This window comes from Paenibacillus sp. FSL R5-0486, from assembly GCF_037975155.1.
Taxonomy (GTDB): domain Bacteria; phylum Bacillota; class Bacilli; order Paenibacillales; family Paenibacillaceae; genus Paenibacillus; species Paenibacillus amylolyticus.
This window is the reverse complement of the sequence record NZ_CP150237.1, coordinates 1,726,612-1,752,941: the sequence shown is the minus strand read 5'-3', so window position 1 is coordinate 1,752,941 and position 26,330 is coordinate 1,726,612. Positions and strand designations below refer to the sequence as shown.

Sequence of the window (26,330 nt, the reverse complement as noted above, 5' to 3'; positions counted from 1 at the left end):
ATTATCTCATCAGATGGAGGTATTCCTTATGAATCATGCAGAACAGATTAATCAACTATTTCAGGCTGCACAGTCTGGAGATGTGGCCAACCTGCAATTATTGCTCGCTTCTCACCCGGAACTCACCAATACTGAAAATCAGGATGGGTTAACTCCGCTGGGATATGCCTCTCATTATGGACAAGCAGGAGTAGTTCGTCTTCTTCTGGAGCATGGAGCGGATGTTAACGCCCTTTCTCATTCCAAGATTTCCTATATCCCATCCAATACTGCACTGCATGCCGCACTTGCCGGAGAACGTTCACCAGAAGTTATCCAACTTTTACTCGAACATGGGGCATCCACGAATATTCTGGACAGCGATGGACAATATGCGTTGCACTCGGCAGCATTTCATACGGATCAGATCGAACTTATCGAGATGTTACTTCAGCATGGAGCTGATCCAAACGCGCTAAACTCAGCAGGCCAGACCGCACTAGAGATTTCACTTGAACGTGGTAACACGTCTACAGCTTCATGTCTGCGAGCAGCCGTTACAGCGCATCAGCAATAATGATTAGATAACGTGAGTAATACGCGAATAACCGTCAGGACTCTTTTTGGAGTACAAAGAGAAAGGTCTGACGGTTATTTGTTGTCCGATTACATACCTCTATCGGTGAGAGGCTATATAAGTTGAGCTAAGAATATTTACACTTGCCACTCCGATGACAGAACAACCTTCCGATCGCTGTTATCCCCAGATTTTTTTAATTCACTTTTACAAAGGTGAAAATCTGGCGATAAAGGCGAAGTGTATGCTTCCGAAGGAGCTTTCTTTCAGAAAGCTTTTAGCTCCGCTTCTTCACGTTATTTCTGTCCTCTACGTTCTCATGTAAATACTTCGTTCAACCTCTATAGAAATCCCGATACATTATATTTTTTCCAGGGAGTAAGAACCGTTTGGAGCCTTACGCGGTCTAATACTCAACATATCCATGAAAGGAGGAGCCATGTGACCCCTACTCAGCTCACCATAGCCGCACAAAAAGGGGATGCCGAGGCTTTTGCAGCCTTAATGGAATTACATCAGAGCCAACTGTACCGTATCGCCTATGCCTATCTGCATAACGAAGGTGATGCGCTCGAAGCGATTCAGGAATCAACGTTCAGGGCCTTCCATAAACTCAAAAAATTAAAAGAGCCCTCCTACTTTGGCACTTGGCTGATCCGCATTCTGCTCAACTACTGTGCGGACGAACGCAAACGCAAAAGTCGGTTCAGTCCCGTCACCGAGATTCATGAATCCAGCAGCTGGGATCGTCCTGCGGACCCCGATCTTGCTGCGGCCGTATCCACCCTTGACCGGGATTGCAAACAGATTATTATCCTGAGTTATTTCGAAGGTTTCTCCTTAACTGAAGTTGCCGATATTCTCGAAATCCCGACCGGAACCGTAAAATCCCGATTACATCGGGCACTCGGACAGCTCCGTGATCAACTTGAAATGAAGGGAGATGTATCCTCATGACGGATGAACAAAACTCATTCGACACATTGGAAGAACGTCTGAATGCTCGAAAGACGGAGTACGAAACCATGCCTGTGCCCGATTCCGCCGCCTATCAGGCTGTGCAGTCCGGAATCCGCCAGGCTGCCCGTAAGCGAAAGTCCCGGCTGCGCTGGTACATGAGTTCCATCTCGGCAGCGGCCTTCATCCTGCTGTTTACCGGATGTATCCGTGTCTCTCCCGCTTTTGCATCCTTCGTGGAGCAATTGCCCGGAATGGAGGGCATTGTGAGTATGATTCGCCAGGACAAAGGATTAATGATGGCCATCGATAAGTCCCTCTTACAGCAGGTCGGTGTCACCGACGAGCATGATGGTACTTCCTTGACCGTTGAAGGCATTATCACAGACGAGTCACGTATGGTTATTTTTTACACGATGAAAGGTATGAAAGATCCCAAGAAATTCAACTATGACATTGATTTGCTGGATGAGAACGGTAAAAAGTTACCTGTTGCGTTTAGCTATTCCTCTCTAAATCCAGCTTCAGAAAGTGGAATTTATGAGGATAAAATCGATATCTCATTCATAGAATCTTTACCTCCACAAGAGCTGACCGTTGTATTTAAGGAACGAGGTAAGGAACCGAATAATAAGTGGAAGGTCACCTTTCCCGTGGATCACAGCTTAACAAAAGGCATGAAAAAAATCATTCCCGTAAACCAAACAATGACCGTGGACGGGCAGCGTATCCATGTGAAACAGGCCATTCTGTATCCCACTCGTCTTGTACTTGATATCGAATATGATCGGAACAATACCAAAACAATCTTTAACATTCGTGATCTGCACTTGGTAGATGAACAAGGCCGAGCATGGCGAACAGATTCATCTTCTATCTCAGGCTCTGGAAGTTCCGTCTTTTTCGAAAGCATGTACTTCTCCACTCCGAAAAAACTGACTCTGCAAGGGTCTGGCCTTTCAGCAGTGGATAAGGAAGAACTGGTTATCAGCATCGATCCCTCTTCAGGTGAAATACAAGGTGGCCCATCCAGTTTAAAATTGCTGAAAAGCACGGTCCAGGGCAAAAATCTGATCCTCGAGTTTTCAATTGCAGATGCTCAAAATGCTACTTCGGGGCTATCATTTACCAATATTGAGGACAGTAAAGGGAACCCTTTCGACATTAATGAAGTAGGCTGGAGCCCTTCCGTCTTTGAAGCAAGAGTTGTCATTAAAAATGGAGCCGCAGCCAAAGGAAATCTGACAATGGAAATATTCTCTTACCCTGATCAAATTCGTGCACCGTTCTCTATTAAAATTCCTGTGACTCCCTAAAGAAAATGTAACCGCCATAATTGCAAGCCACACGACGTATTCATGCACTATAATGAAAATATTAAACAACTACATTAAATCGATATGTTTACAGGAAAGGGTGTTTCCACAATGAATAATCGTTCTATCCGTTATCCGCAACCACTCGCGCAAGGGGACATGATCGGTGTGGCAGCCCCCTCCAGCGGTGTTGGCGAATCCCTGCACCATTATCTTGAGGAGAGCAAACGCAATATGGAGCGCCTTGGTTTTGGCGTGCTGGAAAGCCCATCGCTCCGTCACAACACCAAATGTGTGAGTGCCTCCAAAGAGGAACGCGCCGAAGAGATGAATGAATTTTTCCGCAATCCAAATATTCAAGCCATTATCCCTCCATGGGGCGGGGAATTTCTGATGGATATCCTCCCCCTGCTGGATTGGGAAGCTTTCAAATCGTTACCACCCAAATGGGTCATGGGATATTCGGATATAAGTACGTTCCTGTTCGCCTATACCCTGATCACCGGAACAGCATCAGCACATGGCACCAACTATGTTGATCTAAGATCAAACGCCCTCGATCCCGTGACTGCGCGCTGGATTGATGTGTTACAGACCAAATACGGCGGACAGATCACACAATCGTCTTCCACACATTATCAATCGGCATGGAAACCGGAATCTCCTGGTTTTAACCTGGATACACCTTCGCGCTGGAAACAGCTCGGCCACTCGGAAGATGCAGATACCGCTGTGTCGTTCTCCGGTCGGCTGATCGGTGGCTGTATGGATACGATCTCCAGTCTGATTGGCACGCCATATGCACCTGTTGCATCCTATCTGGAGCAATACTGTGCAGTCGATGGTACCATCTGGTATCTGGAGAGCTGTGAGATGAATGCGGGGGATATCTACCGTCATCTGTGGCAGATGAAACAGGCTGGCTGGTTTGCAGGTGTAAAAGGTTTCATGTTTGGCCGACCTGCGGGTTATTCCGATACAGCGGATTTTAATTTCACCGATGCCCTATCCTCTGCACTTGGGGATCTGGATGTCCCTGTACTGTACGATGTGGATCTCGGCCATGTTCCACCCCAGCTCACCTTTGTGAATGGAGCATTAGGCAAAGTCGCTTATGAAAATGGACGCGGGAGCCTTGAGATGGCGTTTGTGTAATCACCTTTTATAGGCAGATGCATACCTTGAAGTAAGAACTTATTTTGAGGAAGGGTTGTGCATCATGTCTGAATCTACATCCACGCCATCCACGCGTGTCGTGTATCAAGCCAATCAACCGATGCTTCAATCCGTGCAAAATGTGCGGAATATGCTTCATCATACAGCTCGGCAGCATATAGGCAAGAAGGTACAAGTCCAGAATATCGATGGGCAAGTGTGGGAAGGTGTCGTCATCAGTGCAGACCGGGGTATTTTGTATCTCCAGGTTACCCCGATGCATGGATATCCTGAACCGCGCGCTTTGTTTGGACCAACCATTTTGCCGCTTGTGCTGTATGAATTGTTGGTTATCACACTGTTGATGTAGTGGTATTATACTTCTATATCCGAACCTGTTCCAAGAAGCTTCGCTCCTGAGATCTTCAAGTCTTGGGAACGAGGCTTTTTTATCGTCTTGGCGATGGTGCCGTACGATTCCTTGCGAGCGTGTGAAATATGATACAATGGTGTCGCACCACCCCATATCTCATATGAAACGGAGCTTGATCCGGTTGGAATACATACGTCATGATTCATCACCCGTATCACAAGCCGAGACGGGTATGATTGGCAGCAATCCTACTGAACAATCACGCGTGATTGCAATCTGTCTGCTCGCAGGCAAAATCATGCTACAAAGCGGTGGTGAAACCTACCGTGTGGAAGATACGATGAAACGTATGGCAGCTGCGCTGGGCTTACCCCATTCGCACAGTTACGTTGTTCCGACAGGCATCTTCTTCTCTGTTGATGCAACCGAACCTGCCAAGCTCATTCGTATCTCCGAGCGTACGACGGATCTGGACAAGGTGTCCGAGGTGAATGCGGTCTCCCGTCGCATCGGACAAGGTGAGCTATCCGCTCAGGAAGCCCATGATCTGTTGATACAGATCGAAGGAAAGCCCTCCTCCTATTCAACGGCTGTGCAGCTTACGGCCGCAGCGTTATCCAGTGGTTGTTTTACCATTATGTTTGGCGGGGGCTGGAGGGACTTTCTTCCGGCGTTAATCTGCGGGGGCATAGGTTATGCAGCCGTTATTGCCTTTCACAGGTTGGTGCGGGTCAAATTCTTTGCCGAGCTTACGGCATCCTTTGTCATTGGCTTACTCGCTTTTCTCCTGATCTATATGGGAGTAGGTCATGAACGGGACAAAATCATCATTGGTTCGGTTATGCCGCTGGTTCCGGGGCTGCTGATTACCAATGCTGTACGCGACCTGATGGCCGGACATCTCGTCTCCGGATTATCCAAGGGAGCCGAGGCATTTCTGACTGCTTTTGCCATAGGTACCGGCATTGCAGTTGTATTTTCACTTTTTATGTAAGACGGAGGAATGCAGGATATGCTCCATTTTATTGAACAAGCCTTGACCAGTTTTGTCGCTTCAGCCGCGTTTGGGATCATCTTCAACGCACCACGGCGCATGCTGCTCCACGGTGGATTTGTCGGCATGATCGGCTGGATTATCTATATCGTGCTTGAATATGCAGCGGATGCGGTTCCTGCTACACTTGCAGCAACCATAGCCGTAGGTGTCATCAGCCAGGTATTCTCTCGCATGTTTCGCGCACCCGTTATCATCTTTAGCGTCGCAGGCATCATCCCTCTGGTTCCTGGTGGACTGGCGTATAATGCGATGCGAAGTTTTGTGCAAAATGACTACAGTGCCGCTATGGAGATGGCCGCCAAGGCACTCATGTTATCCGGCGCTATTGCCGTAGGCCTTGTGTTATCCGAGGTATTAAATCAGATGATACGCCGAATTCCCGCCTCACTTCGGGCAAAATCATCATCGAAATAATCGTTCTTTTCACATATTCAGCACACGTAAGGCCCGTTAGCATACAGGATAAAATCTTGTATACCTACGGGCCTTACGTATCACTTTTCCAATCCATCCTTTTTACTTCACAAACGTATTTTTCACACGTACCGACTTTAGAAAATACGGGATAAAGATACAACATGTCAGAATGGATCGTATCGTCAAATTAAATGCTGATGTTGGATCGAGCACATGTTGCTCTCTCGGAATCTCAATTCGTGCGATCATGATCCATGTCACGACTCCAATGAATACATTTGCAATGTACAGAATAATCATCATGCGCGGAAATTGCCTTTTTTTCTTATGCAGCAGTACGAGATTCACGATAACGAGCAATAGTAACATGACGCTGCTTATGACTCCGAACCAAAGGAGCGGGCGTATCCCTTCAGTATAAAGTTCCGGATCAACACCACGGACACCTTCCCATCTCACCGGATCCATAATGACATTTACCTGCGACATATCCGCAATAAGAAGCACCAGTGTGACCCACAGGCCAATCTGAATTAATATAAGCCATCCGCCTAATCCGGAGATGCCAGGCCGTTCCGGTCTGATACCACTTTTAGGATGCAGCGAACTTGTATCCAGTTCCGAGTCCCTATATTTATAGTTCATTTCAGCCTCCGTTTACGATAGATAAGACACATATTATACACTAGAAGCTATATTCTGTGTTATCCAAGAGAAGGAAAGAACCATCTGGACTAAGGTCTCTCTCTTGCATTCTATTGGGTAGCACGTCTCATCACTGTTGCGAACAACTCCGCTGCAACACCACTTCCTGACCTCATATAATGTTCTTCATCCGTATGATCAAATCCCATCCAGACCGCCGCAGTCCAGCTGCTCGTATAGCCCACAAACCACAAATCCCGATTGGCCTCTCTTCCCACACCAGGTAATGCAGCCTGTGTTGTTCCCGTTTTCCCTGCTACCTTGTGCTGACCGAGTTGTGCCCGGCTTCCTGTTCCCTGACTGACTACATTTTGCAGCATTCTGGTCATGGCATTCGCCGTACTGGAGGACATTACCTGCTTATTTTCCGACTTATGAGCAAATATTGTCCGTCCTTGTGAATCTGTAATCTCGCGTATCAGATGGGCTGTATTCAATTTGCCATGATTCGCAAACACCGTATAGGCCTGCGCCATCTTCATTGGCGACACTCCCTGATGCACACCTCCCAAGGCAATTGAGAGGTTTAGATCTTCTTTCCCCAGTTCAATACCGAGTCGTGCCGCAAATTGATGTGCATCGTTCAGTCCTGTCTCATGAAGCAGCCATACGGCTGGGGCATTGATAGACTTTTGCAAGGCTTGGGACATGGCTATTGAACCACTGTAACGCCCACTGAGATTGGAAGGTTGATAGTTGCCATATTGCATGCGTTTATCCGGTAGTATGCTCTCTGGCTTGAACTTCCCCGACTCCAACGCAGGGCCATATGCAATAATCGGTTTAAAAGATGAACCTGGCTGCCTTGCATGCATAATCGCCCGGTTGATGCCCCCTTTTAAAGGATTACGTCCACCCATCATCGCTTTCACTTCACCGTTGTGCTGGTCGATAATAACCATACTTGCCTGGACCTGCTCGTCTTGGCGATCATCGGGGAATCGGGTAGCGTCTGCAAATGTTTCTTCCATCGCCAGTTGTGCCTGTTCGTCTAGCCCAGTTTGAATAACCCAACCTGCCGATTGAATCTCTGCTTCACTTTTACCTGTGAGCCGAGAAGCCTCCTGAATCACAGCATCCACGGCAGACACATATGCGGGCTCGCTCAAGCCCGGTGAAGTTGTTGCATTCAATACGGTTTCAGGCGGCGTGAAATCGACGTCACGGGCTTGGAGCATCTGCTTTCGTGTAATGAGTCCCTGTTCATGCATTAGTCCAAGGATAACGGCGCGTCTTTGTTTGGAAAGTTCAGGATGATCTACTGGATTGTATATGGATGGACCTTTGGGCATTCCAGCTAATGTAGCAATCTGCCATAGTTTCAATTGGTGCATATCCTTAATTCCGAAGTACCGCCAGGCTGCCGCTTTTACACCATACTGCTGGCGTCCCATGTAGATCTGATTCAGATACATTTCCAGAATTTCATCCTTGCTATACTTCTTCTCCAGGGCCATCGCAATCGATATCTCGTTCACCTTTCGACTCAACGTTTTATCCCCATTCAAATACAGATTTCTTGCCAGTTGCTGCGTAATGGAGCTTCCTCCCTGACTCAGATTCATATGTAAGATGTCTTGCATAATGGCTCTGCCAAGTCCGATGAAATCCAGTCCATCATGGTTGTAGAAACGTCGATCTTCTGTAGCCAAAAAAGCCATCTTTAATAAATCTGGCATAGCGTTCAGTTCAGCATATTCGGAATACCCTTTGGTCTGCGTATGCAACCTCGAAATTTCGGTCCCCTCTGCATTCATAATAATGGTTGAAGAGGCCACCTGCATGGCCTCTGGACGATTGCGAAGCATTCCTTCGCCATAAGTAATTAGATAGAGATAGAAAAGTGTCAATATCAAAACTACAACCACTGCGGCATCAAAAACGTAATACATCCATCGCTTGCTCACGTGTTTCAACATTCAGGCTCCTTGTGTACCCGTTCAATTGAAACTTCGTGTTCCTGTCTATCTCGTTGTGTAATCTCCAGAGCATGATGAAGCAGCAATGTCTGTTCATACGCCAACTTGACCCAATGCTGAACTTCCATCTCGTCCTGACACCGCCCTTGGATAATCTCATCCAGAGAAGATTGAATACCGTAGAGAGTAAGTTTTATCGGTAGGTCAACCTGTGTAGAAATAGTTTGAGTGTTCTCCTTGTCTTCTTCATTATGTTGCTGAAGGCCGGGTTGCTCATGCTGAATAAACGCTCCCTCTACCTCTCTTCTCTCATGTTTCGGTTCTGATCTGCTCAGCCCTTCCTCATGCAGGAGAAACGTAATTACATTCAGATTGGCAGCAATTTGTCGTAGTTCACCACCACTTAGAACATCAATTCTTCCAGGGTTGTGGCCCAATGCAAGTTCGGCTGTTCCGCGTGCAAGTTGACTGAGATCTTCCGCAATCTTCTGGGATCGAATCCAGAAAAAGATCGCAAACATGGCTCCTCCAATGAAGATAAAGAGCGGCTTTGTTCCGATATGATTGATTCCCCAGTTCATCATACGCGTTATCCATGCTGCATCTGGAAGGATGTGATTGTGGGCAAACCGTAGCATGTGATAAACGACAAAAAGGAGCGCTGCGCTCAGTAACGCGCTTGCTCCTCCAATGTATATGTATCTTAGTCTTACTGTACTAAATTGAGACTTCATATTCGGTATCCTCCTCTATACAATAATATGGTAATAGAGGTAGAATACCGAATATTTCTTAATGAGATAGTGGCTAACTTCTTACCAAATTCTTAATTTTTATTCCTCTGAGTAATTACTTGGCGAAGCAGCGGTTACAGGGAAACGGGTAACAAAATCCGTTCTGCCATTTTCACTGTAAGCAACGATACTTCCTCGATGTAATTCAATCATCGATTTGGCAATCGCCAGGCCGAGACCGGTACCTCCCGTATCGCGGGAACGGGATTTATCTACCCGATAGAATCGATCAAATAGATGTGGCAGATCTTGTGCCGGAATCGGATCACCATAATTACTGATGCGGACTACAGCCTCTTTACCTTCAATGGCCAGCCCAATCTCCATTAGTTTACCTTGCGAACCATACCGAATGGCATTGCTGAACAAATTCTCATATGCTCTTACAAGCTCCCCCGGAGCAGCCTGTATCCATAGTGGGTCTTGCCCGCCGATGATCTTGTAGGTCATGCCAGCATCCTCCAGCATGGGAGCAAACTCTTCAGCCAGCTGCATCAGAAACGAATTCAGGTTCAACGCTTGCAGAGATAACGGAAGGCTCCCGCCACTCACACGCGTATATTCGAACAAGTCATCAATTAACTTGCGAAGGGTCAAGGATTTCTCATAGGCAATGCTAACGTAATAGCGCATCTCAATCTCATCTTGGTAGCGATCCTTCTCGATGTACTCCAGAAATCCCAGAATAGAAGTGAGTGGTGTCCTCAGATCATGTGATATCCCCGTAATCAGATCGTTTTTGGCAGCAACTGCATTACGCTCTTCCTGAAGCGATAACTGCAATTGTTCAGCCATCTGATTAATGCTTGCAGCAACCACTCCGAATTCATCCGAGGTTTTCACTTCGATGCGATGGGATAACTCTCCTTTGGCAACCTCCTGAATCCCCGCCGTAATTTCATCCAGGACCCGCATCACCTTGCGTGAGAACAGGAAAAAAAACAGCACAAAACCAAGCACGCCTACCACAATCATCAAAGGCACCGAACCGATATTATTCACCAACCACACGATCCCTTGGGCTGGAATGGAATAATCCGGATACGTCTGAGCTTCCAGGATGGTCTGCCCCACCTTACTACCCCCGTACAAAATAACTGCAGTTAATATACCGCTCAGCAGAAATGCATAGATAAATTTCCATCGGACTGTATTAATCAACTTTGAATTCATAGTAGGAACTCCCTGAATGTGTTCATGTTACACGACATCCTGTGAATGTACATGTTTATTGCGGTTTGATCATCTTATAACCAACACCCCATACGGTCTGAATAAACTTGGGGTGTTTGCTGTCGAGTTCAATCTTCTCACGAATCTTGCGAATATGTACCATGACTGTATTATTCGACTCCATGAATTCTTCTTTCCAGACTTGACGATAGATCTGTTCCATACTAAGTACTGAACCTTGGTGACGAGCCAGTAATTCAAGAACAGCAAATTCACGCGGAGTCAGACGAACCGGCTGCTCATCCACCCAAACTTCATGTGTATCGGTATTTATGACCAGATCATCAATAACCCACTCGTGCTCTTTGTTCTCCCGACCTTCATTGAAGGTATGATACCTGCGCAGCTGGGATTTCGCCCGTGCGACAAGTTCAAGCGGGTTAAACGGCTTGGTCACATAATCATCGGCACCGATGCTTAGCCCTGTGATTTTATCCATATCCATACTTTTGGCGGACAGCATAATAATCGGCATTTTCTGCTCTTCCCGAATTTTCATACAAGCTTCGATTCCGTCCATATTTGGCATCATGACATCCAGAATAATGAGATCGATCGACTCTTTTTTCAATTGTTCCAGTGCTTCAAGCCCATCATTCGCGGTGAGAATCCGATAACCCTCGTTGCCAAAATAAATTTCCATCAGTTTAATAATCTCCTGCTCATCATCCACAAGCAGAATGGTTGCTGGCTGTGCCACGGCATTATTCCTTTCCCTTCCATAATTCCTTACCTGTTCAAAGTATACCACCGAGGGATGAAACTGCGAAAATCATCGTGATCTTCACGGACACGCTCGATCTTGGCCATCATCTCAAGCGTCTCTTCAGGCTTCACCTGCTGAATCCACACTACAGAAGACACCAGCGCCATAGCCGTATACAGTGAATACAATCTCCAGAATAACTCATCCGGTTCATTGCCATCGAAATAGCCCTGAATTTGACCTATGGAATATGGAATACTGATCTCCGAAGCAAACAAACCCAGCTTCAAAAATTCATGAATGGGATCACCTTGATCATAACGATTAAAATCAATCACTCCTGCGAGTTTATCCTGCTTAACGACAAGATTGCTCGGGTGAAAGTCATCATGCTGAAATCCATCTGGACGATTTTTCATCCAACCGAGATGGTCTGCAATAAACGTTAGAATAACATGATCCTCTTTCATCACAATAGGGCACTGTCTATAGCGCCCCACGTAACGTTGATGCTTGGTGCTCTTGCGTATGTACCATGATTCGGTCTGTTCCTCCATCGGCAACTGGTGAATCAGCTGTAGCTGCGCTCCTGCTTCGAAGCCAACCGCCCACTGCTGCTGTTCATTCAGCTGAGGCAATCTCTCAGAAGCATCTTCTCCTTCAATGTAGCTAAAAATCATATAACCATGCTTCTCATCCAATCTACCTGTGCCCAACGTTGCTGGACACAGTACGCCTAATTGTTGCATGCTTTGCAAATATTGATATTCCCTTTGCTTCATCCATTCCTCAGCAATATCATACACTCTCACCAGCACATGGCCTTGACCAGGGATAAACATTTTGAATTTAGTATCTGCTGAATAACCCTTCATAACAGGTTCAATCCGCGTGGCCTGACCAAGTTCAGGAATCTGTTTTAACCTGTCAATCAACGTATTGTCCATCGATGCATTCCATGTATCGTGTTGTTCCACGTCCCGAATCCTCCGTTATTTCACGTATGGCGTGTAGTATCGTCGGTCTATTCCCACTTTAACCCATGATATTTCCTATAACATGCTTATATGTATTCTATCCGTTTCTATTTAAAAAGTACTGATTCGGGTTCTTTGCCCGTCAGGGTCAGCATCGTATACAATTGTCCCCTGTGATGATACACATGTCCCATAATCTCAAGCAGCCACTCCAGCCGACTATAGGAAGCTCCCCAGTACGAATCCGTCACATGTAATAACTCTTCCGTGTTAAACTGCCTGTACCGTTGGTATAGATACATCTGGTTATCAATCAGAGCCTGCTTGATCTCACGGAGCGAATGCACCTGATTCTCTGCATAGAATTGAGCCATCTCTTCCTCCGATGCACCTTCGGAAATATAAACATCCGCTCGGCAGATCACAGACAGATGGGCTAGTAGTTCTCCAACAGGCCTTTTACCTTCAATTGGAGTCAAAGCCAAATCTTCTTCCGACAGCTGATCACATATATCGATTAAAGATGTTACAGCCACGTCAATATGTTTAAACGCAGATTGAATCAACAGTTACACTTCCTTTTTATCCCATTATACAGAACATATGATCGGTTATCAACCAAGATATCCCTCCTTAATATATACCCCAAATCTATATAAATTGAACAAAACATTTACACAAAACGGAGAAGACAGAAAGGACCTGAAGAAGCGGAGCTACAAGCTTTCTGCAAGAAAGCTACATCGGAAGCATACGCTATCCCCGGATTTCCCCTTTATAAGAGGAATCAAAAAATCTGGGGATAACAGCGATCGGAAGGTTGTTCTGTCATCGGAGTGTGCAGTGTAAATATTCTTTAGTTCAATTTATATAACAATCTACGAACAAAAAAAGTCCTTCCTCCTTCATATAGACGGGATTCAGGACATTTTGTTGCCTATTTGTTTTCAAATCTTTGCTCAACTTGAGTATAACGAACAATACGTTTGCTCGAATCGTCCAGCCTCCAAGTCAGACTTGCGAATGAAAAATTGCAGTTCCCCGCAATCCCACCATTGGAAACCAATAGCATCATGTGTATCTATCTTCAACAGCAGTAGCGTATCGGATAGTTCCTGCCATGTCCGATCCTCATCACCGCCGTAATGTTTGGTCAGCTTCTTCTCACACTCCTGCTCATTATAATCGTACTCTTCTCCCAGTGCGATCTGTAACAAGGCACGATGCTCGGCATCCGGATGCTGCCCGTCAGGATATCCAAACATACCACCCCAATTCAGCGTACTTGGATGATTCCAACTCGACTCGAATTCAAGGTAACGGTCATACAGACTCACTTCCGCTTCGGCCTCATCGGTCTCAAGCAGAGAAGGCGAGAGCTCATTCAGCGCGTTGGCGTCAATATATGCATATGTAGGAAACTCAAGATTAGGCAGCACAGTCACCGAATGTGCAACAAACGGTGCTCCATCCAGCGCGGTATCACCTTCAGGCTCTCGCCTTATGAGGTTATGAGAACTTGGCTCAAAAATCACACGATGTTCAATGGGACAAGCAGATTCATCCTTGCCAACGAAAAAGTATAACATTCCACGTTCAGGCAAAGTCCCGCGCCCATCATTCGGCGTATACGGCGACAAATCCACCAGGTTCAGTTGGGCCAGGAAAGTCATTGGAACTCCTTCTTGTGTTACGGGCCATTCCATGCGACTTGGCAAATCCGGATGTCCACCCACACGTGAGTTTCCTGTTCTGCGATATTCGTCCAGTGTGGATACATCGAGGCGAATTCCCCAGCGGCTTGAGGACAACAGCAGATCGGCAGCAACTCCCAAACCATATTCCTCAAGTGTTTTACGGGCTTTTCTGGTCAGACGTTCACATTGTTCTGGCTTAATCATATAGATCCTCCCCTTTTGACAATACACCTATGCTGAGACATATTCAGGTTCACACCTGTATATTCTTCCGCCCGGACGTCTTTCCCTGCTTCTAGCAAAAAAAGAGACTGACATCCCCTGTCAGTCTACTTCTTTATCCTATATTCCATTTAACCATTTGGATCAGAAGACTTTTCCTGGTAAGCACGCATATGCTCCTCACCATCCAGGAATTCATGTGCCTGATGGGCTGCCATCACACCATGATAGCTGATATCCAGACCTAGATCTTCCTCTTCTTCTGTCGAACGTACAGGCACAATTTTGCCAATCAACTTCAGCCCAATCCAGGTCATGGCGAATCCCCAGATGACCAAGGCTGTAAGGCCAAGTGCCTGAACACCCAGCAACCTCCAGCCGCCGCCCATAAATAATCCACCATCCGTGGCAAACAGACCTACAGCAATCGTGCCCCACATTCCTGATGCGGCATGCACCGGGAAAGCACCAACCGGATCATCAATCTGTCGACGGTCCAGCCAGTTAGTGGCAGCCATCATCAACAAGCCGGACACTGCCCCAATAAATATCGCTGCTACATCACCAACAAAAGCACAGCCTGCCGTAATACCGACCAGTCCAGCAAGCGAACCGTTAATGACCGAGGGTGCATCTGAACGATTGAAGCGGAATAACGTATACAGTAGCGTAACTGCACCACCCGAAGCCGCAGATAACATCGTGACAATCGCAATGTGACCAATTCTTACATCCGTCGCGCTGAGTGTACTACCAGCATTAAAGCCAAACCAACCGAACCATAACAGAAATGCACCTACAGATGCCAGTGGCAGATTGCTTGGGAGTGCAATGGCACTTACGCCAAGTGGCGTGTACTTCCCTTTACGCGGGCCAATGATAATCGCAGCAGCCAGTGCTGAGAATCCGCCGAGCGCATGGATGACAGCCGAACCGGCAAAGTCCTGCATCCCCAGCTGACTAAGCCAGCCGCCGCCCCATGCCCAGTGTCCACCAATCGGATAAATGATCGCCGTCATCAATATGATATACAAAAGATAAGCACGGAAGTTGATCCGCTCGGCCACCGCTCCCGAAACGATGGAAATAACGGCAATGGTAAAGGCCGCCTGGAACAACCAGAATGTCTCCAGAGATACCGGCACGTCCAGGTGAGACAAATCCCCATTCAGGAAAAATCCCGTTACTCCCGCAAAACCGCCTACGTCCGAACCATACATCAGTCCAAAACCGATGGCATAGAACAGCAACGTTCCAATCGTAATGTCAGCAAATACCTTCATAATAATGTTCACACTATTTTTATAACGCACAAAGCCAGCCTCGAGCAGGGCGAATCCACCCTCCATCAATAAAATCATCGCTGCACTCAATACGACCCAGACCGTATCAATCCCGGTGCTTAACGTCTCCAAAGTCATGCTTGTACATCCTCCGTTTCACTAAGCTGTCTGAGCTCACGGATTGTATCGGGCGCAAGCTCAATCTCGTCCCGCTCAATGCTGTCCGGATGCTTAATTCGTTCTGCAATCTGGTCCAGATCACGTATGCGTCTGCGAATCTGTTCCATCTTGCGAAAACGTTCCTTCACCTGAACCATATATTCCACCGCCTGATGATGGGATGCGGGGCGTCCCGCAAACCATTTGCGTACAGGCGACAACGATTGATAAGCAACCTCTTCCGCTCGACGCTTTTGTTCGAACTGTTCGATCTTTTTCTTGAGCGTTTCGATCTCATTTTCTTTTTTGACCTTCAGCCGTTCGATAAGGTACAATAAATCGGACGATGATATTTGCAATGCTGTATGATGATACACCTCGTCGATTACTAACATATCATGTCAGGACTCCTTACATATCAAGTTACTTGTACCGATTATAGTTTGCCGGGGTCTGCCCGTCAATCTTTTTTTGGACTTGGGATGGATTTAAATGAACCGTTCATGGAGAACGGCTTTTTTTTATTTGCCACGAATTACATCTAACAAAGGATAATGTTGCCTAGATTCGCATTCACTCTTTCCATTCTCAATGCTTATAGAATAAGCATCCACATTTGGGGTAATGAACATACACAGACTACCCGCATCATAGAACCTGTATATAAGGAGAGGATTCCACAATGTTTACTCGTAATGACAATATACGCAACCAAATCTGGGAAGCAGTCTCGGGACTCGAAGAAGAACAATTGAACCGAAAACCTTCACCCCAACAATGGAGTATTATGCAAGTACTACGACATCTGAATCTGATGGAAAATGTAATTGGAAAACAAGCCCGCCTGGCCCTCGAAAAGGAACAGACGGTGTCTGTGGACAAAAAACCATATGAACTATCGTTGGACCGCAGCCGCTCCGTCGAGGCACCACCCCATCTTCAGCCTCCAGCAGCACCTGAAGCACTTGCAGACGTACGCAGTGATCTGGACGAATCTCACCAAGCTTTAAACAACTTTGCATTGGATCATGATCCTGACCTGCTGCGTAGCAAGTCCTTTCCTCATCCCGTATTTGGTGAGATGGATCTAACCCAATGGATTGACTTTACAAGTTATCATGAGGAACGTCATCTGGGACAGATCCAAGAGATTAAACAGCAGCTTGGCGTATAAACACAACCTCCTTTTTCACATAGCGAAAAATATAGTCGAACGACAAAAAAACCTCCAATCCTATTAATTTAGGTTGGAGGTTTTCAGTGTTCTTATGTTACGAATAAGAACGACACTTATATTTTTTTGCCCAAAATCGCCAGATCTCTATTCACACCATCCAACACGGCCACTTCGGGATAATATCCCCACTGTTCAAAACCATGTTTGCGCAATAACCCCAGACTCGGTTCGTTATGCCCGAAGACAAATCCAAGAATGGTCTTAATTCCAAGTGCAGGACATGCTGCAAATACCGTTTCGAGCAAACGTCCACCAGCCCCAATTCCGCGGCATTGCTGATCCACGTATACACTGACTTCCACCGTTCCATTATACGCAGGACGTCCATAGAACGAGCTGAGACTCGCCCAAGCTACCACCTGTCCTGCCTGCTTCATCACCCAAAGCGGACGATGTTCCGGTGTATGTTCCTCGAACCAAGGCAAACGTTGCTCCACCGTCACTGGCTCCAAATCCGCTGTTGCCATACGGCCCTCAATAGTAGAATTATAAATCTCCACAATCCTCGGCAAGTCCTCCAGGCGCGCATATTCAATCTGCACATCTTCCAGTTTCATCGCTATTCCTCCATCATTCCAGATCGATCTATTCTCATAGAGGATATTATAATGGAAAATAGAAGCCTTCGTCATCCCTAACATTGTGACAGAGAATTACTCATCAATACCGCGGGCGATACGCCACCATCATTACTCTGGCAGTCCCTGTATTGTGTTACCACGAGTGAACTGCTGACTCTGGTCTGCCCAACGAATGTTAATTGAGCGAGATGTGAACAGATCCGGGCCATCCGATACCTGGAAATGCAGATGAGCTTCACTGGAATTTCCCGAATTACCAAGCTCACCGATAGGGTCTCCCTGCTTGAGCTTATCTCCTTTTTTGACCGAAACACTGCCTTCCTTGATGTGTCCTGTGATGCTGTATTCACTGTTGCCATGGTCGATCACCACATAGTTACCGGCCGGTTCTTCCGGATTCATGACACCCGGTACATTGTCCGGTATATCATTTTTGATATCGACGACAGTACCATCGGCAGCTGCATAGAGCGGTTCACCAAAAGCATAGTAGTTTTGATTTTCCTTTGCATCACCTTGATAACTGGATTGCTCTTTGGTCCGTACGATATCCAGCGCATACCGCTGGGTTTCATGCTCATAATGATAGTTCGACAACACATCATTACCTCCCCAGAATACATACCATTCTCCCTTCATCGGCAATTTAAATTCGGTTTTGGTGAATTTAGCATCCGTGTCCTCATGAGCTTGCAGCGGTTGGATCGAGAGACCTTCAATTTGATTTTCTTCGGAAAAATAGGCTCGAATTCCTTTCGTCCCAGTCTGATCCTTCCAGGCCACCTCAGATATTTGATTCATTTTGGCGTCTACCACTTGCTCCCATGATTCAACACCCTCCAAAAAAGGATCGGCCGTCGTTTTGAACTGTTCAAGTGTTAACGTCCCCTTCAATTCGGGAGAGAATTGATTATAGATTGCATCCTTTGAACCGTTCATCAGCGTATCTATGAAATTGTCCGGTGTAACCACTGCGCTCACCTCTGAACTTGAGTTCTGCTCCTGATTGGAGTTCTCGCTCGCTTCATTATTGGACGCCTGTTCTGCTGACTGCTGCTCTGCCTGGTCGGAAGTAATGGAGTTACTGTTGCCGCAAGCAGACAGTATTACGCAAGCTCCAAGGGTAATCGCAAGCACCTTCCAGCCCTTTCTATTCTGTAATTTTGAATGTGTTTGTTGTTCTGATTTCAGATGACCTTCTCTGTTCATTCTCAACATCCCTTCTGCTAATATTATACTTTCCAGTTAAGTGTACAGAATGAGTCTTATCCTTCGTCTAACCCCATCTTACATGTAGTTAAACTTGCAACGCCTTTTGAGGTTGTATAATTAAGATTCCGTTAAGATAGCTCGTACGTTATACAGCCTTCTTGGATGGTATGATTAGCAATACACACAACGGAAGGATCAGGAGGTCATTTTTAAACTATGGATAACGTCTCATTACTGCTTGTGGATGATGAACAGGCTATTCTGCATATGCTCAAAACCGTTCTGCTCAAAGAGCAGTTTCTCGATATTGATACCGTTACAACAGGCGAAGCTGCCATCGAGGCATGTAACAACAAGACGTATCATTGCATCGTGCTCGACATCATGCTTCCTGGCAAAAGTGGACTGGAAATCTGTCCTTTTCTACGGCAGGTCACCGATGCGCCCATCCTGTTTCTAACGGCCAAAACAACCGATTATGACAAATTAACCGGATTCGCCGTTGGTGGTGACGATTATGTCGCCAAACCCTTTAATCCGCTGGAAGTCGTTGCTCGAATTAAATCATTACTGAAGCGTTATTTACCATCTAAAAGCGCAGCGATCTCGGATCATGTCCCATCTAACGTAAATACGTCATCTCCCAGCACATCGGAAGGCGTGTACGACTTTGGACGGTTTCAAGTGCTGGAGTGGGCTGGTGAACTTCGTGTTGAAAGTGAGTCCGTATCTTGTCCGGCACTTGTGTTCCAACTGTTACTCTTTTTCTGCAAACATCCCAATCGAATTTTCACCAAATCAGATCTATATGAGCGGGTCTGGGGCTCGGAAGCCATTAGTGATGACAATACCGTGATGGTTCATATTCACCGCATTCGGGAGCGCATTGAAGCCGATCCTTCCAATCCGGTGTTTCTTGTTAACGTCCGGGGTCTGGGGTACAAACTGATTCAGCCGGAACATGTGTCACGCCCATGAGTATTCGTCGCAGGTTAATGACCCGGTTTATCGGGATGCTTGCCGGTGCAGTCGTTCTTATCATCCTGCTTGGTTCTGTAGCCACTTACTGGGTCGTGCAAAAGGTAAATGAAGTGAATCTGATCGATGATTTTGCTCTTAACGGTCTGGACCAATTGATTAGTACAGCAGAGATCATGCCGGATGACACCATCCGATATGACCCCGAATTGCTGAAGCAAGTGGACAAAAATCAAGGCTGGCTCCAGGTTCTGGATGAACAAGGTTACGCCATTGATGAATATCACACACCTGCCGATGTTCCTACTCACTATAAACCGGGGGAATTGATTGCATACTGGGAAAGCCAGAAGCCGTTCCCTTATCAGATCGCCATGCTGATCCGGGAGAAGAACGGAAAGGATTTTACCTTGTTATATGGTGAGCGTAACCCGGCCAAGTCCTTAATGAATAACATTCGTTCAAATCTTGCTTTTACCAACGGGAAGCTTAATCTTCAGCCCAACCAACAGGAAGCCCTTCGTACTGCCAATGCTTATCTTCAAATATTGGACCCGTCAGGACGTGAAATTTCTTCCTTCAACAAACCAGCCATGGGCGTACCGACCGAATACACCATTCAGGAACTCGTTCTGCAAGTTCGCTATCCGAGTCGATCCGGCCTGTCTGTTGCAACGTGGTACGACGAACAGAGTGAAACCACTTGGCTGATTAGCATCCCTGTTGATCCGGCGGTGAACAGTGATCAGAACCCCTACAATTTTATTCTGGAACCGGCATTGGTCGTATTGATTGTATCCATCATCATGCTGCTCATTTTGCTTGCCTTCTGGTATGCCAACCGATTCGGTTCACCCATGCTGCATATGCTCCAATGGTTACAGCGTCTGGAACGAGGACATTACGAGGAACCTACCGGAGCCTTTGGAGTGCCTCGCAGTCAGCGTCGTAACGGAAAGTGGAAGCGAAAATACAACGTGTATGCTGAAGTGCTTCGCTCCATGCAGGCCCTGTCTCACACTTTGAAGCAAGATGAAGAACTTCGGAAACAGACCGATTCTCTGCGGGAGGAGTGGATTGCTGGCATAACACATGACCTGAAGACACCCCTCTCCTCCATTCAGGGATATGCTCATATGCTTGAGGCGGATAAGTATAGTTGGACCGCGGAGGAAGTCAGGGAATTCGCAGGCATAATGCTCGATAAGTCCATGTATATGGACAGGCTTGTCAACGACCTTGCCATGACCTATCGATTACGCAGTGGTGGATATCAACCTGTAGTGGAAGAGACTGACGTAAATACGTTACTCCGTGATCTGATCCAGCGCGCAGAACGGAATCCGGCATATGGGGAAGGTCGCATCCAATTTCAACCTTCCGAAGTGCCTGTGTATGGACTTGTCCATATTCCGTCGTTTGAACGAATTGTGGATAATCTGACCGCCAATGCCCTTCTTCATAATCCGCCCGAGTCCATCCTGGTTGTCAGTGTGCATTCTGGTAAGCAATCAGATGAATTCAGCATTCAGTTTGCCGATAATGGAAGAGGCATGGACTCCGAGATGGTATGGAAGTTATTTGAACGATACTATCGCGGTACAGATACAGGTACATCTGACGTTGGTTCAGGGCTGGGCATGGCGGTAACCAAAGGTTTGATCGAAGCCATGAATGGTCGTATTGAGGTACAGTCCACCCCTGGTGAAGGAACGATCATTCGCTTAATATGGGATGGGCCGTCCGGAACCAATTAAAATGTTCCGCTTGACCTTTCCATTTTCAGTCTATATAATCGACACTCAATAACACCTGTTCCAATATATTAATATTGAATGCAACACATTTCAGAATAATTTGAATGAGTTGATCTAACATATTTGGCGATGACCAGAGACATGATTTCGTTTGCGTGCTGCCCAGAGAGAGAGGGGATTGGTGAAACCTTCTTCAGCGAACGGACCGGAATTACCCCTCTGCAGCCGTGACCTCGAACCTCAGCATTTCGAACTTCCCTCGGATGTTTGGCTTGTTGCCAGTAGAGTTCACCGCCTGATCCCCGATAACGGATTCCAATGAGGGTTATGATGTTTTCTGTTCCGGCGGCTGGCCGAGAGCAGGGTGCACCATAACCAAAATTAGGGTGGAACCACGAGCCAAGCGCACTCGTCCCTTTTCCGGGACGGGTGTTTTTTGCGCTTTCATTTTAAGAAATGGAGAGTGGTTCACATGAGCAAACAAGAAAACAGTAACTCAGTAAGCAACAAATCAGGTAACGAAATAAACAACCAAGCAAATGATCTTCAACCATCCAGTCATTGCATTGAGGTCCGTCTGCAAGGTGGCGCGATACGTTCTTACGAAGCAGGCATCACTGTAGGTGCGGTTGCCTCATCTATCAGCACAAGTCTTGGGAAACAGGCTATCGGCGGTATTGTAGATGGTCAAAATGTCGATCTCGATTGGGTGCTCCAGCAAGATTGCGAACTTGTTATCGTTACTTTAGAAAGTGCGGAAGGTCTGTATCGTTATCGTCACAGCGCAGCACATGTGCTCGCACAGGCACTCAAACGCATCTACGGTGCAGAACAAGTGAAACTGGGTATCGGCCCAGTCATTGAAGATGGATTCTATTACGATGTTGATCTGGAGCATGCCTTGTCCATCAGTGATCTGGCTGCCATCGAGCGGGAAATGAACAAAATCATTCAGGAAAATCATAAGATCAGTCGCCGGGTCGTTAACCGGGAGGAAGCCCTCCGTATCTTCGGAGAAATCCAGGACCCTTACAAGCTTGAACTCATTCGGGATTTGCCAGAGGACGCCGAGCTTTCGATCTATGATCAAGGAGAGTTCTTCGATCTGTGTCGCGGTCCCCATCTTCCATCCACTGGTCGGATCAAAGCGTTCAAGCTGTTGAATGTAGCTGGTGCGTACTGGCGGGGTAACTCGGATAATAAGATGCTGCAACGTATCTACGGCACTGCTTTCCCGAACAAAGCCCAACTGGATGAACATCTGCACATGCTCGAAGAAGCAAAGAAACGGGATCATCGTAAACTTGGCAAAGAGCTTGAACTGTTCATGTTCTCCGAAGAAGCGCCCGGCATGCCCTTCTATCTGCCCAAAGGTATGACAGTTCGCACTGAACTGGAGCAGTTCTCCCGTGAGTTGCAATTGCAGGAAGGGTATCAGGAAGTTCGGACTCCTCTCATGATGAACAATCGTCTGTGGGAGCAATCGGGCCATTGGGAGCATTACAAGGACAACATGTATTTCTCGGAAGTGGACGATGCCACTTTTGCACTGAAACCGATGAACTGTCCTGGGCATATGCTGATCTTCAAAAATACACTTCATTCCTATCGCGAATTACCAATTCGCATGATGGAATTTGGTCAGGTTCACCGTCATGAATTCTCAGGTGCCCTGAACGGCATGATGCGTGTGCGGACATTCTGCCAGGATGATGCCCATCTCTACGTAATGCCAGAGCAGATCGAGGACGAGATCAATCAGGCGATCTCACTGATCGGACGTATGTACGATATCTTTGGATTCGAATATAAGATTGAATTGTCCACTCGTCCGAAAGATTCCATGGGATCGGAAGAGCTGTGGGATCAAGCGGAACGCGCATTGCAAAATGTACTAGATCGTCGGGGCGTGGAGTATCGCATTAACGAAGGGGACGGTGCTTTTTATGGACCGAAAATTGACTTTCATATCCTCGATGCGCTGAAGCGTAGCTGGCAGTGCGGAACAATCCAGCTTGATTTTCAAATGCCGGAGAAGTTCGACCTCACTTACATTGGCGAAGATAGTCTGAAACACCGTCCTGTCGTGATCCATCGTGCCATCTACGGTTCCATCGATCGTTTCATCGGCATCCTGACTGAACACTATGCAGGAGCATTTCCACTCTGGCTCGCACCTGTGCAAGTGAAGCTGTTGCCTGTATCAGATCATTACGAAGACTATGCACTCCAAGTACAGAGCCAACTCCGTGCTGCGGGCATTCGGGTAGAAACAGATCTTCGTAGCGAGAAGCTCGGGTACAAAATCCGTGAATCCCAGATGGAAAAAGTGCCTTATTCGCTCGTGCTTGGTGAGAATGAGAAAAATGCCTCATCCGCCTCTGTCCGTGCATACGGTCAGGGAGATCAAGGCATCCAACGTATTGAAGCTGTTATCGAAATGATTCAACAAGCTGTGAAGGCAAAAGTATAAAATATGTAACGACTCTATTCATGAGTCACTCATCAGCTTGTGCTGAATTACAACTTCTCGTCATCTCTTAGCCCCACCTGTTCTTCGCTCCACGTCCAGAAACGCTCAGCTGAAGCATCGGCAACGGCATGTGCCTTCAGCTGCTGCTCTTTCTGTTGATAGAAGTAACGACCGGTGATGCCGACGACTTCAGGGCTTGTGGCCAGATAAACAGCCGTTCGCGCCCCTTCTTCAGGGGACAGAAAGAATGGAAGTTTACCTGCAAACGCCATAATGCGTGTGCCAAATCCGGTATTGCGATCTACGCCAATACTCGTTCCCACCGCACCAGGGTGTAGACAGTTCACTGTGACAGACGTACCTGACAGTTTGCTAGCCAGTGCACGAGTGAACAGCACGTTCGCCAGTTTGGATTGAGCATAACTTTTGATCGGATTATAACCTTTGTGCAGATGTGGATCTTCGAAGTGGATTTTGCCGGCCTTGTAGGCACCTGACGAAACGTTCACAACCCGTCCCTGCTTCGCAGCTTTCAGAGGTTCTATCAAAAGTAAGGTCAGCAGGAAATGTCCCAGATGGTTAATACCGATACTTTGTTCGAACCCGTCTGAGGTTTCCTTCCGCTTAACCATCACTACCCCCGCATTATTAACCAGAACGTCAAGGTGATCATGACGCTCGCGGAATGTGCCGGCAAACTGGCGTATACTTTCGAGTGAACCCAGGTCACACAGCATCAATTCAATCGCAGAAGAACCGGACTGACGCACAGCTTCCTGAAGAGCCTCCTGTCCGCGCTTCTCACTGCGGCATGCCATAATTACGCGATATCCTTGCCTTGCAAGTTCAATGGTGGTTGCCAACCCCATACCTGAGTTAGCTCCTGTTACAATTGCTGTCTGATTGGACATGAGGTACTTCCCTTCTGAACCTGAGGTTCCGAAATTAGAGGCGCGACGACGGACAATATGAGATAATGATAGGATCACATCTCGGTTTCCATGGGAGGACAAGTATGCTGACCAAAGAGGATTTTAAAAAAGTTAAAAAACAAGCCAAACTTGAAATCGCACTACTCGAACAGGAATATCAGGAAATCTTGCAGAACGTTGATTCTACGCTGTATGAAAAATACGGTATTTTGGACAAAGAAGAAACACGTGAGCTCACCCGAAAACGTAAAAACCGAAGATATGCTTCACTGGTCATCGAACTATGCGCCATTATTGAACAAATGTTACATCAACTGTACAGAGACGTATATCAGAAAAAGTTTAATTCGACTCAGCTGATGAAAACTCCTGCCTACCGTGCACGCTCCAACATGGAGATTATTCAGGCCGAACTGAGTAAAGAGTTCATTGCTCTGGAACCCGAAAAAGAAAACTTCGCTGAAGCCCTTAGTCTGGTGTTTCAGACGAGGAACAAACTTGTTCATGATAATTTCTCATTTGTCACCATCGTTAAGGACGGCAGTAATGAAGAAGAAACGTTCGAAGCACTGCTCCATACGGTAAAAAAATATAGAAAACACTTGAAATATAATCGCCCTGAATAACAACAATCATCGCTAAAAAATATAAGGAGGTGTACCGGACTACGGTCCGAATAACCATGAGCCATCCAACAACTTCGATTACTGTGCTAAATCTTCAGATTCCCACACCTTCCGGGAACAGCCCCATATTCCCCGTCATGCTTCGTGATGTAGATGGCGTTACCTTGGTGGATACAGGCATGATCGGACAATTTGCAGAACTTCAATCCGCATTGGAACAAGAGGGCGTACAGCTCTCGGACGTCAAACGTGTGATTATTACTCATCAGGACATCGATCATATCGGTAACTTGGGTGCTCTGCTGGATGCCATCCCTGATCTGGAAATCTGGGCACATGCCGATGAGATTCCATATCTAACCGGCGAGAAGCCTTTGATCAAATTCACACCTGAACGTCGTGCTCTGCTGCCCGCGCCCGTTTTGGCACTGGCAGATCAACTGCTCTTGCAGTTGCCTGAAGTGAACATTAGCAGAACGCTGGCAGACGGGGACATATTACCCCTTCAAGGTGGTACACAGGTCATTCATACACCGGGACATACACCAGGTCATATCTGCCTGTATTTCGGGGAGCAACAGTTCCTGCTCGCTGCCGATGAACTTCGTGTGGTCGATGATGAACTGGTTGGCCCTGCACCACAGGCGACACCGGACATGCCTGAAGCGCTGCGAAGCCTGAAGAAACTGACCGACCTTAAGCTCAATAAGGTTCTCTGTTATCACGGTGGAGAGTACATGAATGATCCGGCTCAGCGTATTGCCACACTTGCGGAGAGCGCAGAATAGTAAAGAACGCGGACTTGTGAGTATTTTTGGAATGACACAAGCATCCTGTTAACGTTGTTTCTCTTCGTGCGGCATTGTGCGTTGTAGCTCATTCAAGATTAGGATGAAACATACATTACAATCAAGGAGCTGTCCCATAAGTCATGAATTTGACGGGGACAGCTCCTTTAATTAATTAACCACGCACTTCTACTCTACTGCACTGGTGTTGACCGTATAG

At 46.8% G+C, this 26,330-nt stretch carries 26 protein-coding genes; 13 read left to right on the top strand and 13 right to left on the bottom strand.

Translation table 11 applies throughout. The features are described from left to right. Window positions 1-28 precede the first annotated feature (28 nt). The 7 genes from MKY01_RS07765 to MKY01_RS07735 all read left to right on the top strand — a co-directional run bounded on the left by MKY01_RS07765 (window position 29) and on the right by MKY01_RS07735 (window position 5,828). The gene (locus tag MKY01_RS07765; RefSeq protein ID WP_339286102.1) at window positions 29-556 is read left to right on the top strand and encodes an ankyrin repeat domain-containing protein; all 528 of its coding nucleotides are present in this window, start codon (window positions 29-31) and stop codon (window positions 554-556) included. Window positions 557-997: 441 nt separating this feature from the next. Further along, the gene (locus MKY01_RS07760; protein ID WP_339286100.1) at window positions 998-1,513 is read left to right on the top strand and encodes a sigma-70 family RNA polymerase sigma factor; all 516 of its coding nucleotides are present in this window, start codon (window positions 998-1,000) and stop codon (window positions 1,511-1,513) included. Then, the gene (locus MKY01_RS07755) at window positions 1,510-2,829 is read left to right on the top strand and encodes a DUF4179 domain-containing protein (RefSeq protein WP_339286098.1); all 1,320 of its coding nucleotides are present in this window, start codon (window positions 1,510-1,512) and stop codon (window positions 2,827-2,829) included. The genes MKY01_RS07760 and MKY01_RS07755 overlap by 4 nt, the downstream gene beginning before the upstream one ends. 111 nt (window positions 2,830-2,940) lie before the next feature. Next, window positions 2,941-3,984, top strand: a complete 1,044-nt coding sequence (locus MKY01_RS07750) for a S66 peptidase family protein (protein WP_339286097.1) — start codon at window positions 2,941-2,943, stop codon at window positions 3,982-3,984. 64 nt (window positions 3,985-4,048) lie between these two features. Next, on the top strand, window positions 4,049-4,354 hold the full coding sequence (locus MKY01_RS07745) for a hypothetical protein (RefSeq protein ID WP_036669286.1): 306 nt from the start codon (window positions 4,049-4,051) through the stop codon (window positions 4,352-4,354). A gap of 235 nt (window positions 4,355-4,589) precedes the next feature. Then, complete coding sequence (locus tag MKY01_RS07740; protein ID WP_076327410.1) at window positions 4,590-5,351, top strand: threonine/serine exporter family protein; 762 nt, start codon at window positions 4,590-4,592, stop codon at window positions 5,349-5,351. An 18-nt stretch (window positions 5,352-5,369) separates the two neighbouring features. Then, window positions 5,370-5,828 (top strand): threonine/serine exporter family protein, encoded by a 459-nt coding sequence (locus tag MKY01_RS07735; RefSeq protein ID WP_036610676.1) that lies wholly within the window; start codon window positions 5,370-5,372, stop codon window positions 5,826-5,828. Between the two features lie 102 nt (window positions 5,829-5,930). On the opposite strand, the gene MKY01_RS07730 is transcribed toward MKY01_RS07735, so the two are convergent. The 10 genes from MKY01_RS07730 to MKY01_RS07685 all read right to left on the bottom strand — a co-directional run bounded on the left by MKY01_RS07730 (window position 5,931) and on the right by MKY01_RS07685 (window position 15,921). Beyond that, on the bottom strand, window positions 5,931-6,476 hold the full coding sequence (locus tag MKY01_RS07730; RefSeq protein ID WP_339286095.1) for a DUF2569 domain-containing protein: 546 nt from the start codon (window positions 6,474-6,476) through the stop codon (window positions 5,931-5,933). A 110-nt stretch (window positions 6,477-6,586) separates the two neighbouring features. Beyond that, window positions 6,587-8,455: a PBP1A family penicillin-binding protein gene (locus MKY01_RS07725; protein WP_339286094.1), complete on the bottom strand. Its 1,869-nt coding sequence runs from the start codon at window positions 8,453-8,455 to the stop codon at window positions 6,587-6,589. Then, window positions 8,449-9,189, bottom strand: a complete 741-nt coding sequence (locus MKY01_RS07720) for a hypothetical protein (protein WP_339286092.1) — start codon at window positions 9,187-9,189, stop codon at window positions 8,449-8,451. The genes MKY01_RS07725 and MKY01_RS07720 overlap by 7 nt, the downstream gene beginning before the upstream one ends. A 99-nt stretch (window positions 9,190-9,288) precedes the next feature. Further along, entirely contained in the window at window positions 9,289-10,422 is a 1,134-nt protein-coding gene (locus MKY01_RS07715) for a HAMP domain-containing sensor histidine kinase (RefSeq protein WP_339286090.1), read from the bottom strand. A 55-nt stretch (window positions 10,423-10,477) separates the two neighbouring features. Next, a complete protein-coding gene (locus MKY01_RS07710) occupies window positions 10,478-11,182 on the bottom strand; it encodes a response regulator transcription factor (protein WP_026081203.1) in 705 nt (234 codons plus the stop codon). A 29-nt stretch (window positions 11,183-11,211) separates the two neighbouring features. Continuing rightward, window positions 11,212-12,165, bottom strand: coding sequence for an aminoglycoside phosphotransferase family protein (locus MKY01_RS07705; RefSeq protein WP_339286089.1), 954 nt, complete (start codon window positions 12,163-12,165; stop codon window positions 11,212-11,214). A 107-nt stretch (window positions 12,166-12,272) separates the two neighbouring features. After that, the gene (locus MKY01_RS07700; RefSeq protein WP_017689934.1) at window positions 12,273-12,731 is read right to left on the bottom strand and encodes a DinB family protein; all 459 of its coding nucleotides are present in this window, start codon (window positions 12,729-12,731) and stop codon (window positions 12,273-12,275) included. 393 nt (window positions 12,732-13,124) lie between these two features. Beyond that, window positions 13,125-14,066 (bottom strand): YwqG family protein, encoded by a 942-nt coding sequence (locus MKY01_RS07695; RefSeq protein ID WP_036669159.1) that lies wholly within the window; start codon window positions 14,064-14,066, stop codon window positions 13,125-13,127. A 149-nt stretch (window positions 14,067-14,215) separates the two neighbouring features. Then, window positions 14,216-15,505, bottom strand: a complete 1,290-nt coding sequence (locus MKY01_RS07690) for an ammonium transporter (RefSeq protein ID WP_282318991.1) — start codon at window positions 15,503-15,505, stop codon at window positions 14,216-14,218. After that, window positions 15,502-15,921: a hypothetical protein gene (locus MKY01_RS07685; protein WP_036669157.1), complete on the bottom strand. Its 420-nt coding sequence runs from the start codon at window positions 15,919-15,921 to the stop codon at window positions 15,502-15,504. The genes MKY01_RS07690 and MKY01_RS07685 overlap by 4 nt, the downstream gene beginning before the upstream one ends. A 287-nt stretch (window positions 15,922-16,208) precedes the next feature. Here MKY01_RS07685 and MKY01_RS07680 point away from each other — a divergent pair, with 287 nt between their 5' ends. Next, a complete protein-coding gene (locus MKY01_RS07680; RefSeq protein ID WP_036669156.1) occupies window positions 16,209-16,700 on the top strand; it encodes a DinB family protein in 492 nt (163 codons plus the stop codon). Window positions 16,701-16,816: 116 nt separating this feature from the next. On the opposite strand, the gene MKY01_RS07675 is transcribed toward MKY01_RS07680, so the two are convergent. After that, the gene (locus MKY01_RS07675; RefSeq protein WP_036610704.1) at window positions 16,817-17,320 is read right to left on the bottom strand and encodes a GNAT family N-acetyltransferase; all 504 of its coding nucleotides are present in this window, start codon (window positions 17,318-17,320) and stop codon (window positions 16,817-16,819) included. A 132-nt stretch (window positions 17,321-17,452) separates the two neighbouring features. Then, a complete protein-coding gene (locus tag MKY01_RS07670; RefSeq protein WP_339286086.1) occupies window positions 17,453-18,553 on the bottom strand; it encodes a peptidoglycan DD-metalloendopeptidase family protein in 1,101 nt (366 codons plus the stop codon). A 219-nt stretch (window positions 18,554-18,772) separates the two neighbouring features. Here MKY01_RS07670 and MKY01_RS07665 point away from each other — a divergent pair, with 219 nt between their 5' ends. From MKY01_RS07665 to thrS, 3 genes are all read left to right on the top strand, one after another. Beyond that, complete coding sequence (locus MKY01_RS07665) at window positions 18,773-19,534, top strand: response regulator transcription factor (RefSeq protein WP_339286084.1); 762 nt, start codon at window positions 18,773-18,775, stop codon at window positions 19,532-19,534. Further along, window positions 19,531-21,291, top strand: a complete 1,761-nt coding sequence (locus tag MKY01_RS07660) for a HAMP domain-containing sensor histidine kinase (protein WP_339286082.1) — start codon at window positions 19,531-19,533, stop codon at window positions 21,289-21,291. The genes MKY01_RS07665 and MKY01_RS07660 overlap by 4 nt, the downstream gene beginning before the upstream one ends. Before the next feature lie 472 nt (window positions 21,292-21,763). Next, on the top strand, window positions 21,764-23,764 hold the full coding sequence (thrS, locus tag MKY01_RS07655; RefSeq protein ID WP_339286080.1) for a threonine--tRNA ligase: 2,001 nt from the start codon (window positions 21,764-21,766) through the stop codon (window positions 23,762-23,764). A gap of 47 nt (window positions 23,765-23,811) precedes the next feature. On the opposite strand, the gene MKY01_RS07650 is transcribed toward thrS, so the two are convergent. Then, window positions 23,812-24,675 (bottom strand): SDR family oxidoreductase, encoded by an 864-nt coding sequence (locus MKY01_RS07650; protein WP_076251598.1) that lies wholly within the window; start codon window positions 24,673-24,675, stop codon window positions 23,812-23,814. Window positions 24,676-24,779: 104 nt separating this feature from the next. Between MKY01_RS07650 and MKY01_RS07645 the strand changes: the two genes are divergently transcribed. Together MKY01_RS07645 and MKY01_RS07640 are read left to right on the top strand one after the other, a co-directional pair. Further along, on the top strand, window positions 24,780-25,322 hold the full coding sequence (locus MKY01_RS07645; RefSeq protein ID WP_036610708.1) for a hypothetical protein: 543 nt from the start codon (window positions 24,780-24,782) through the stop codon (window positions 25,320-25,322). A 56-nt stretch (window positions 25,323-25,378) separates the two neighbouring features. Then, window positions 25,379-26,110 carry an MBL fold metallo-hydrolase gene (locus MKY01_RS07640; RefSeq protein ID WP_339286078.1) on the top strand — a complete coding sequence of 244 codons (732 nt, stop codon included), beginning with the start codon at window positions 25,379-25,381 and terminating at the stop codon, window positions 26,108-26,110. Window positions 26,111-26,330: the final 220 nt, after the last annotated feature.

Coding starts and splice junctions, on each gene's coding strand:
- MKY01_RS07765 (WP_339286102.1), top strand. CDS start 29: ATGAATCATGCAGAACAGATTAATCAACTATTTCAGGCTGCACAGTCT.
- MKY01_RS07755 (WP_339286098.1), top strand. CDS start 1,510: ATGACGGATGAACAAAACTCATTCGACACATTGGAAGAACGTCTGAAT.
- MKY01_RS07750 (WP_339286097.1), top strand. CDS start 2,941: ATGAATAATCGTTCTATCCGTTATCCGCAACCACTCGCGCAAGGGGAC.
- MKY01_RS07745 (WP_036669286.1), top strand. CDS start 4,049: ATGTCTGAATCTACATCCACGCCATCCACGCGTGTCGTGTATCAAGCC.
- MKY01_RS07740 (WP_076327410.1), top strand. CDS start 4,590: ATGATTGGCAGCAATCCTACTGAACAATCACGCGTGATTGCAATCTGT.
- MKY01_RS07735 (WP_036610676.1), top strand. CDS start 5,370: ATGCTCCATTTTATTGAACAAGCCTTGACCAGTTTTGTCGCTTCAGCC.
- MKY01_RS07730 (WP_339286095.1), bottom strand. CDS start 6,476: ATGAACTATAAATATAGGGACTCGGAACTGGATACAAGTTCGCTGCAT.
- MKY01_RS07725 (WP_339286094.1), bottom strand. CDS start 8,455: ATGTTGAAACACGTGAGCAAGCGATGGATGTATTACGTTTTTGATGCC.
- MKY01_RS07720 (WP_339286092.1), bottom strand. CDS start 9,189: ATGAAGTCTCAATTTAGTACAGTAAGACTAAGATACATATACATTGGA.
- MKY01_RS07715 (WP_339286090.1), bottom strand. CDS start 10,422: ATGAATTCAAAGTTGATTAATACAGTCCGATGGAAATTTATCTATGCA.
- MKY01_RS07695 (WP_036669159.1), bottom strand. CDS start 14,066: ATGATTAAGCCAGAACAATGTGAACGTCTGACCAGAAAAGCCCGTAAA.
- MKY01_RS07690 (WP_282318991.1), bottom strand. CDS start 15,505: ATGACTTTGGAGACGTTAAGCACCGGGATTGATACGGTCTGGGTCGTA.
- MKY01_RS07685 (WP_036669157.1), bottom strand. CDS start 15,921: ATGTTAGTAATCGACGAGGTGTATCATCATACAGCATTGCAAATATCA.
- MKY01_RS07680 (WP_036669156.1), top strand. CDS start 16,209: ATGTTTACTCGTAATGACAATATACGCAACCAAATCTGGGAAGCAGTC.
- MKY01_RS07675 (WP_036610704.1), bottom strand. CDS start 17,320: ATGAAACTGGAAGATGTGCAGATTGAATATGCGCGCCTGGAGGACTTG.
- MKY01_RS07670 (WP_339286086.1), bottom strand. CDS start 18,553: ATGAACAGAGAAGGTCATCTGAAATCAGAACAACAAACACATTCAAAA.
- MKY01_RS07665 (WP_339286084.1), top strand. CDS start 18,773: ATGGATAACGTCTCATTACTGCTTGTGGATGATGAACAGGCTATTCTG.
- MKY01_RS07660 (WP_339286082.1), top strand. CDS start 19,531: ATGAGTATTCGTCGCAGGTTAATGACCCGGTTTATCGGGATGCTTGCC.
- thrS (WP_339286080.1), top strand. CDS start 21,764: ATGAGCAAACAAGAAAACAGTAACTCAGTAAGCAACAAATCAGGTAAC.
- MKY01_RS07650 (WP_076251598.1), bottom strand. CDS start 24,675: ATGTCCAATCAGACAGCAATTGTAACAGGAGCTAACTCAGGTATGGGG.
- MKY01_RS07645 (WP_036610708.1), top strand. CDS start 24,780: ATGCTGACCAAAGAGGATTTTAAAAAAGTTAAAAAACAAGCCAAACTT.
- MKY01_RS07640 (WP_339286078.1), top strand. CDS start 25,379: ATGAGCCATCCAACAACTTCGATTACTGTGCTAAATCTTCAGATTCCC.